Origin of the sequence: Brucella pecoris, assembly GCF_006376675.1 — a bacterium.
GTDB classification, from domain to species: domain Bacteria; phylum Pseudomonadota; class Alphaproteobacteria; order Rhizobiales; family Rhizobiaceae; genus Brucella; species Brucella pecoris.
In genome coordinates, this window is sequence record NZ_VEWK01000059.1 from 1 (window position 1) to 1,235 (window position 1,235).

A 1,235-nucleotide genomic window follows, 5' to 3' on the forward strand; every position below is an offset into this window, starting at 1 on the left:
TGGACTTCCCCTTCAAAAATGGAGGGCTTCTGTTAGACAAGACTGACAGGAGACTTAGAATTGAAGCAGCGAGAATTTACAGAAGAATTCAAACGCGAAGCCGTTCGGATTTTAACGACGAGTGGTCGAAGCATTTCATCGGTTGCCGAGGACCTTGGCATTGGCAAATCAACACTTGACCGCTGGCGTCGTAATTTTGCTGAGAACGATTTACTCTCCGGTCCGCATGAAGACATGAGCCAGGAGCTTGCTCGGCTTCGAAAAGAAAACGAGCTTCTACGACAGGAACGAGACTTATTAAAAAAAGCGACGGCCTTCTTCGCTCGGGAGACAAGTCGATGAAGTTTGCTTTCATCGATACGGAGAAGGTCCATATGTCTCTGTCGCGTTTGTGCGCCTTCGCAGGTGTCAGCATTAGTGGTTATTATGCATGGAAGCATCGCGTCCCCAGCCGCCGCCAGCTTGATGACATGGTTATCCTGGCGCATATTCGCAATCAGTTTGCACTGTCACGTGAAACCTATGGTAGCCCTCGAATGCATGTCGAACTGAACGAAGAAGGCATTCGGGCAGGTCGTCACCGCACGGCGCGACTGATGCGAGAAAATGGCTTGAAAGCCCGGCAGAAAACGCGCTTCAAACGCACGACCGATAGCAATCATGGTGAGCCTGTTGCTCCCAATCTTCTGGATCAGGACTTCACTTGTAATGGACCAGATCAGAAATGGGGTGTCGATATCAGTTATATATGGACCGCAGAAGGTTGGCTGTATCTAGCAATTGTTGTCGATCTTTACTCTCGTCGTATTATCGGCTGGGAAGCGCGGGATCGGATGAAAAAAGATCTAGCGATCTGTGCTTTGAAGAAGGCTATTGCAATCCGGCAACCAAAGCCGGGACTGATCCAACACTCGGACAGGGGAAGCCAATATGCCAGTTATGAGTATCGCAGAATTCTCGAAGCTCACAAAATGCTTCCATCGATGAGCGGAAGAGGAAATTGTTATGATAATTCGATGGTGGAAACCGTCTTCAAGACGATCAAGTCAGAACTGATATGGCGAACTGTGTTCTACACACGTCAGGATGCAATCAAAGCCATTGGCGAATACATTGACGGCTTCTATAATCCTGTGCGCAGACATTCTGCACTCGGGTATAAATCACCGATCAAGTTCGAGATGATAAACCGTAAATTAGTGACAGAACCTCTCCACTAAATAAGGGCAAGTCCA

The 1,235-nt window shown here is 48.2% G+C and carries 1 protein-coding gene; it reads left to right on the plus strand.

Annotated features, from left to right (window positions below; translation table 11 throughout):
- The first annotated feature begins 60 nt into the window (after positions 1 to 60).
- A protein-coding gene (locus tag FIB18_RS24695) for an IS3 family transposase (RefSeq protein WP_374828267.1) occupies positions 61 to 1,220 on the plus strand; the annotation gives its coding sequence in 2 pieces (ribosomal slippage) (positions 61 to 322 and positions 322 to 1,220; 1,161 coding nt in all).
- The last annotated feature ends 15 nt before the right edge of the window (positions 1,221 to 1,235 follow it).